Here is a 6,348-nt window from a genome sequence, read left to right as displayed (position 1 = left end):
GTTAACACACACTCAACCTGCAGAACTTAATCATTTATATATTCATTGATGTAAGCAACTGCCTTTGGATAACCACCAGCATCTTTGAAAGATTCGCTGATCTTTTGCATATTCATTGCATATGAAGGATCGCGGAGCACCTTTTCAACCGCATCCTGCAGGATAGCAGGTGTAAGGGTCACGTGATCCAGTGAGATGGTAGCACCAAGTGCAGCGGTTCTTGCGGCAAGATCGGGTTGATCTGCCCCGAGGGGAATGGCTACAAAAGGCACATTGTGGTACAGCAGGTCGCTGATGCTGTTCATACCAGCGTGAGTAATGGCTACGTCAGTATGCTGCAGGATGGCCAGCTGTGGGATATAATGACGAACAATGAAATTGTCCGGAATTTTAAGTTTGTTCAGGTCTACATTGTAGGCAGCCATGACTACGGTAACCTCTTTGCCAGCGAAAGCATCGAAGAAGACCTGGTAGAGTGCAGGCTTGAAATTGCTGAATACGGTGCCGAGGGAGATGTAAATTACTTTCCTGTCTTTTAATAATTCAAAGGGAAAGCCTGTCTTTTCCTTCCGGTCAAATACAGGCGGGCCTACAAAGCGGTAGGTGCCATCGGATAACTGGTTTTCGGGTACAAAGTAGCGGGAGGAATAGACGAGGTTGAGTTCGCCGAGATTGATGAGCGACTGGGTAAACTTTTCGGGCAGGATAACGCCGTATTTTGTCTTTATTTCATTTCGCATGATTGTGTATTCAGGTGGCGTTGGAAACATGTCGCCATTCTTTAGAAAATCATCTAACCCTAAAAAGATACCTAAAGATGAAATGGTGGGTATATTCAACACTTGTTTGAATACTTCAGTGAAGGGGAATGGGGTGGAATGAATAATATATGCGAACTCTTTTCCTTCTATTTTTCCCAGTATATCGTCAATAATGTTTGTTGCCTCTCTCATCATATTAAACATGGGATCTTCTTCTCCTTCTTCTTCCGGTTTGAAGAGGTCCAGGTCAACCAGGTAGGGTTCGTATATAGCGCCGGTGGCTTCAATTTTCTCTCTGAATGGTTCAGTAGCGAAGTAAGTGACTTCGTTTCCGTGTTTAATCAGCTCGCTGACGAGGCCAATAGTAGGGTTCACATGTCCGTGCGAAGGGACACTCAGGAATAATACTTTTGACATGTAGTATTGTTTTGTAAGAATGTAGACGGGGGTGTTGAGCAGATATTTTAAAAAATGAGAAATAAATTTGCGTAACTTTTAGGTTACACATATATTTGTGTAACTCAAAAGTTACAGATTATGAATAGAGACTTATCTTTCAAATGGTATTTTCCACATTCGCCTGAGGCAGTATGGGAGTGTCTGACGGTTTCTGAAATTATAGCCGAGTGGTTGATGAAGAACGATTTCAAGCCGGTAGTAGGGCATACATTTAATTTTCATACGAAGCCGATCCCGAAAATGGATTTTGACGGGATTATCTATTGTGAGGTGAAGGAAGTGGTGGAATGTAAACGGTTGGTGTATAGCTGGAAAGGAGGTCCTGCACCGGGGGTGATAACGTTGGATACTGTGCTCACCTGGACGTTGATTCCTAAGGAGAATGGAACGGAGGTGCACCTGGAGCATAGGGGATTTAAAGGATTCAAAAATTATCTATCCAGCCTGTTTATGGGTGCCGGATGGAGTGGCCGGATTCGCAAGAGATTGGAGACACTACTAAATGAAAAAGCAAATGCTACAACCTGATCCATTTCAGGCCATTGCCGACCCGGGAAGAAGGGAGATCCTGTTTTTGTTATCAAAAGAGAAGCTTTCTATGAATGCACTGGCAGAGAATTTTGAAATTAGCAGACCGGCGGTGTCTAAACATGTGAAGATCCTGTATGAGGCGGGGTTGATAATGATTACGGAGCAGGGTCGGGAGCGGTATTGTGAGTTGAATCCGGATGGGTTTAAGGAGATAAGGGGGTGGTTGGAATATTATGAACGGTTTTGGGAGGAGAAGATGGGGAATTTGGGGAGAGTGTTGAAGAAGAGGGCGAAGGGGTGAGAGGTGGGGTGATTGGTTTTTCTAGCTATTGGGGAGATTTTGGGATTATTGGGTTTTCAGCTATTAATGATCTTTCCAGATCAACAGACTTTCTAGCTATTGAGGATCTTTTTGGGCTATTGGGTTTTCCAGCTATTGACTTTTTCTTCCATAGATCTTCCCTTATGCATGAACAGGGATAGACCTGAAACTGGAAGGCGCCTGCCCTGTGTGTTTCCTGATAAAGTGACTAAAATGTGCCGGGTCTTCAAACCCCAGGCTAAACCCTATTTCCGCCACATTCCATTCCGAATGTTTCAACAAAATAGTCGCTTCTGTCACCAATCTCTCTGCTATCAAAGCAGACGTAGACTTTCCGGTAGTGGTTCGCAGCGCCCGATTTAGAGAATTGACATGCACACCTAACCGGGAGGCAAAGTCAGCCGGTGATTTCAGCTCAAACTGCTGACTCAGGTTTTCAACCGGGAACTGCCTGTCCAGCAGTTCATTGAATACCCCTGTAATGCGCACGCTGGCATCAGTTTGCAAATGACGCTTTGCCACCGGCTCCATGCGCATGGCATAATGCAGGATATCGACGATACAATTGCGGATCAAATCATCCTTGTAGGCATAATCTGACTTAAATTCCTGTTCCATGCGATCGAAAAGCCGGGCAATAGCCGCAGCCTGTACGGTATCCAGTTCGTATACAGGATGAGCACCAGGGGCAAATAATGGAAGTTCTTTGATATTCCGCCTGAAATACTCTGCCAGGTAAACTCCTTTAAAAATGAAATATTGCCCAATGGCCGGACCATCGGGCATATCTACCGTGTAAGGTACATCAGGACTGAAGATTGCCAGTGCATCCCCATTCACTTCCAGCGATTTATCGCCATAGTGCAACAGGGTGCGCCCCCGCATAAAACTCACCTTGTAAAAATCCCTGCGCCGGTAAGGCTGAGGGTCCATGTGCAGACAATCATCATACCGGAGCAGGTTAAATACTAAAGGCTGGCTGTTGATAGCTCTGTTAATATAGAAATCTTCTATCGATTCAGGCTTTTTCATACCACTAATTTACATAATCTGGATGGATGTTGGTTTAATACCAGCGGTGGCATCTTTTTTCAATTCACCAGGTTACTTCATCTGGATGGATGTTGGTTTGATACCAGCGGTGGCATCTTTTTTCAATTCACCAGGTTACTTCATCTGGATGGATGTTGGTTTAATACCAGTGGTGGCATCTTTTTTCAATTCACCAGGTTACTTCATCTGGATAGATGTTGGTTTAATACCAGTGGTGGCATCTTTTTTCAATTCACCAGGTTACTTCATCTCCGGCATCCAGTGCTGCTGCATATGCTCATGATACCTCTCCTCCCCTGACATCCTTACCTGCAGGAGTTCCCGGGCATCTTCGCCGGCAATATAACGAAGGCGGGAAGTGCCATCAGTAGCAGCCTCATAAATCACTTCGGCAACGGCTGCAGCAGTTGTTCTTTCCTGGGTTTTGGAACCCCACAGGTTCAGGAACCCCTGTACAAAATCGTCATAATCAGTAATTTCAGGATTACCTGTAAAATTAGCGGCAGTATCAAAACCAGTAGCAATTGCACCAGGTTCCACCAGTTTCACCTTAATATTGAGCGCGGACAATTCATATGCCAGCGACTCAGAGAACCCTTCCACAGCAAATTTAGTAGCATGGTACAGGCTCACAATCGGGAAGGTAATGCGGCCCCCCATACTGGACACATTGATAATAGTGCCTCCTTTATTTGCCCTGAAATGCGGCAGTATTGCCTGGGTCAAATGCATCAAACCAAATACATTGACATCGAACTGTTGTTTGATTTGTGCATCCGTTGCCAGTTCGAACGGACCGAATAAACCATACCCCGCGTTATTGAGCAGTACATCAATCTTTCCAAATCTTTTAATACCTTCAGCAATCACCTGCTGCATGCTGTCCTTTTCCTGCACATCCAGCCTGGTGACAAAAATATTGTCGGATGTTGTTAATTCTGTTTCCTTTTCCGGAGAACGCATAGTAGCAATGACGTTCCAACCTTTGGCAGCGAAATATTGTGCAGCAGCTTTTCCAATACCGGCAGATGATCCGGTGATCAATATTGTCTTGTTCATGATTTGTTTATTTTTTTGATAACAGGACAAAATTAGCCTGGGAATCAGGGCCGGAATTGTCTCCATGAAACAATTACTTGTATAAATCAAACCGAGCTATGAAGAAAACCATTTGGACCGTTTTATTGCTATTACTACAATTATCGCTTTTTGCGCAACCAGACAGTCTCAAACCCGGCCTGAACCGCGCCAGGTTATACCTGTCCGACCTTGGAAAAATCGTCAGTCCCAATGGCATACAGGAAAATTTCAAGCTTCCCATTGGTGGTATTCAACAATGGGTCTATACCAGGGGGCAGGATAAAGACAATCCTGTGATCCTGTTCATCCACGGGGGCCCAGCCTCCCCTATTTCGCCGGTGATGTGGATGTACCAGCGGCCACTGGAAGAGTATTTTACCATGGTTACCTACGACCAGCGCGGCGCGGGAAGAACATTTCTGAATATTGATCCGGATTCAATTGCCGGTACCATTCACATTGACAATTATGTCAACGACGCGATCGCGATCGCAGAGACGATCATTCAACGCTATCATAAAAAGAAAGTGATCCTGGTGGGCCATAGCTGGGGTACAATTGTGGGCATGAAGGCGGCCCTGAAAAGGCCGGATTTGTTTTATGCTTATATAGGTATTGGGCAGGTTATTAATACCCGGGAAAATGAGCATTATAGTTACGAATATGCGGTTGCAACTGCGCAACAAAATCACAATGACACGGCATTGACTGAATTAAAAAGTATTGCGCCTTATCCAGGTGATCAGCCTATCACGAGAGAAAAGATCATCATTGCAAGAAAATGGGCGCAATATTATGGTGGATTGAGTGCTTACAGGCATGCCTCCCGTTATTTTTTTGCCGGTCCTTTTATCTCGCCGGAATATAGTTTTGAGGATGTGGATGCCATTGACAATGGGAACCTGTTTACATTGGGTAAATTACTCCCTGAGTTTTTGGAGGTGAATTTGAAAGGTATAAAGTCGTTTCCTGTTCCGGTGTTTATGTACATGGGCAGGCATGATTATACTACGCCTAATGCGCCTACTGAAGCGTGGTTAAAAGCCGTAAAAGCGCCGATTAAAAAAGGGATATGGTTTGAGAACTCATCGCATCTGTTAATGTTTGAAGAACCTGGAAAATTGCTTTTAAACCTGGTCAATGACGTAAGGCCATTAGCCGCGAAGCTTTAGGGTCAGGCTTTGGTCCTTTTTGCTATGAAATAACAATTTTAACGGCTTTAGCCGCAAAGTAACATATCAACTGCTTTAGCATTAGATTTTGGCCCCTTTGGCCATAATTAGCATCAGATTTTCGTCCTTTTAGCTATGAAATAACATTTTGGCTACACCTTTTACATTTTTGGCTACTATTCTCAGTGCTGCCGCCCTGACCTTTGTAGCATGATAAAAGATAAAGTAATAGCCATCACCGGCGCCAGCAGCGGCATAGGCGAAGCCACCGCCCTGCTGCTGGCCGCCCAGGGCGCTAAAGTAGTACTAGGCGCCCGCAGAACTGACCGGTTAGCCGCAGTAGCGGAAAAAACCGGGGGAATTTATATGCCACTGGATGTGAGAAAGAGGGAAAATCTGGCTGATTTTGTACAACTTGCCCTCGATCACTATGGTCAATTAGATGTTCTGATCAATAACGCCGGAATCGGGCCTATTTCGCCCTTAGACGAGCTTCGGGTGGAGGACTGGGAAGATATGATTGACGTTAACTTTAAAGGGGTATTATATGGCATTGCCGCTGCCCTGCCGGTGTTTAGGAAACAAAATTCCGGGCACTTCGTCAATACCCTTTCTACCGCCGGTCTGCAGATCGTACCAATGATGGCAGTCTATGCAGCTACCAAAAATGCTGTGCGCACAGTGGCAGATGCCCTCAGGCAGGAAGCTGGTCCCACCATCCGGGTTACCAGTGTTTCACCGGGGTTTATTAAAACGAACTTTTCAGATTCTATGACCAATCTGGCCATCAAGGAGTCAATGAAAGTACGGGCGGAGCAGATTGCCATCTCGCCTGATGCCATTGCGCGGGCTATTGCGTATGCTATTGACCAGCCTGCAGATGTAGATGTGAACGATATCGTGATCAGACCTACGGCCCAACAAAATCGCTTATGCCACTGGCCAGCCTGCCGGAGGAGGTGGGGAGGGT

At 45.4% G+C, this 6,348-nt stretch carries 8 protein-coding genes; 5 read left to right on the top strand and 3 right to left on the bottom strand.

The genetic code is table 11. The annotated features are described in order from the left end of the window. Window positions 1-26: 26 nt before the first annotated feature. Window positions 27-1,178, bottom strand: coding sequence for a macrolide family glycosyltransferase (locus ABDW16_RS31085; protein WP_343675349.1), 1,152 nt, complete (start codon window positions 1,176-1,178; stop codon window positions 27-29). Window positions 1,179-1,298: 120 nt separating this feature from the next. On the opposite strand from ABDW16_RS31085, the gene ABDW16_RS31080 reads away from it, so the two are divergent. After that, complete coding sequence (locus ABDW16_RS31080; RefSeq protein WP_343675347.1) at window positions 1,299-1,748, top strand: SRPBCC domain-containing protein; 450 nt, start codon at window positions 1,299-1,301, stop codon at window positions 1,746-1,748. Beyond that, entirely contained in the window at window positions 1,735-2,052 is a 318-nt protein-coding gene (locus ABDW16_RS31075) for a metalloregulator ArsR/SmtB family transcription factor (protein ID WP_343675346.1), read from the top strand. Before ABDW16_RS31080 ends, ABDW16_RS31075 begins: the two co-directional genes overlap by 14 nt. A 162-nt stretch (window positions 2,053-2,214) precedes the next feature. Here ABDW16_RS31075 and ABDW16_RS31070 read toward each other — a convergent pair whose 3' ends face one another. Further along, window positions 2,215-3,105: an AraC family transcriptional regulator gene (locus ABDW16_RS31070; protein ID WP_343675344.1), complete on the bottom strand. Its 891-nt coding sequence runs from the start codon at window positions 3,103-3,105 to the stop codon at window positions 2,215-2,217. A gap of 22 nt (window positions 3,106-3,127) precedes the next feature. Between ABDW16_RS31070 and ABDW16_RS31065 the strand changes: the two genes are divergently transcribed. Then, entirely contained in the window at window positions 3,128-3,409 is a 282-nt protein-coding gene (locus ABDW16_RS31065) for a hypothetical protein (RefSeq protein ID WP_343675342.1), read from the top strand. On the opposite strand, the gene ABDW16_RS31060 is transcribed toward ABDW16_RS31065, so the two are convergent. Next, a complete protein-coding gene (locus ABDW16_RS31060; protein ID WP_343675341.1) occupies window positions 3,367-4,185 on the bottom strand; it encodes an SDR family oxidoreductase in 819 nt (272 codons plus the stop codon). The two genes, ABDW16_RS31065 and ABDW16_RS31060, sit on opposite strands and share 43 nt — an antisense overlap. Before the next feature lie 98 nt (window positions 4,186-4,283). Between ABDW16_RS31060 and ABDW16_RS31055 the strand changes: the two genes are divergently transcribed. Next, the gene (locus ABDW16_RS31055) at window positions 4,284-5,378 is read left to right on the top strand and encodes an alpha/beta hydrolase (protein ID WP_343675340.1); all 1,095 of its coding nucleotides are present in this window, start codon (window positions 4,284-4,286) and stop codon (window positions 5,376-5,378) included. 210 nt (window positions 5,379-5,588) lie between these two features. Next, the coding region (locus ABDW16_RS31050; RefSeq protein ID WP_343675339.1) for an SDR family oxidoreductase at window positions 5,589-6,348 on the top strand (760 nt) is incomplete at its 3' end.

It is taken from the genome of Chitinophaga sp., assembly GCF_039596135.1.
GTDB lineage: Bacteria > Bacteroidota > Bacteroidia > Chitinophagales > Chitinophagaceae > Chitinophaga.
This window is presented reverse-complemented; position numbering and strand designations above follow the sequence as displayed.